General features: G+C 70.1%; 1 protein-coding gene. It reads left to right on the top strand.

Annotation, left to right across the window (positions count from 1 at the left end; genetic code table 11):
- Positions 1–528, top strand: a 528-nt coding sequence (locus ACEN88_RS33245) for a winged helix-turn-helix domain-containing protein (RefSeq protein ID WP_413346578.1), incomplete at its 5' end; no start/stop codon positions are given.
- Between the last annotated feature and the right edge of the window lie 234 nt (positions 529–762).

Genomic DNA, 762 nt, shown 5'->3' on the forward strand with positions numbered 1-762 from the left:
GTGCTGGACCTGATGCTGCCGGGGCTCGACGGGCTGTCCCTGTGCCGTGCGCTGCGGGCCGATGCGAACCCGCTGCTGGCCGACCTGCCCGTCGTGATGGTGACGGCGCGCGTGGAAGAAATCGACCGCCTGCTGGGCCTCGACGCGGGCGCCGATGATTACCTGTGCAAGCCGTTCAGCCCGCGCGAACTCGTCGCCCGCATCAAGGCGATCCTGCGCCGCGCGGGGCGTCCCGCGCCGGTCGTCGCCGTCGACACGCTCGCCCGCCGCATCGCCGTCCACGGCAAGCCGCTCGACCTGACGCCGACCGAATACGGCATCCTGGCCGCGCTGGCGCGCCGCCCCGGCCAGGTCTTTTCGCGCGCCCAGCTGCTCGACCTCGCGCGCGAGGGCAACGCGAGCCTCGACGTGACGGACCGCGCCATCGACACCCACGTCAAGAACCTCAGGCGCAAGCTCGACGCCGCGCTGCCGGGCGTGGACGCCATCCGTTCGATCTACGGGCTCGGCTACCGCTTCGATCTTTGACAGGCGATCTTCATTTTTTCTCCACAATCGGCATGCACGATACCGACATGGCCCGCCGCGTCGTGCGGCCCACGACAAGGAGAAGACTATGAAAGCCACCACCCTCGGCATCCTGCTGGGCGCCGTCATGCTGCCGGCGCTGGCGCAGACCACGGACGAGCACGTCCACGTGAGCATCCACTGCAAGACGGCCACCGGCAAGTGCAAGGCCCCGCCCGTGCCCCCTGCCCCGGC

The organism is Massilia sp. CT11-108 (assembly GCF_047302915.1).
GTDB lineage: Bacteria > Pseudomonadota > Gammaproteobacteria > Burkholderiales > Burkholderiaceae_D > Telluria > Telluria orientalis.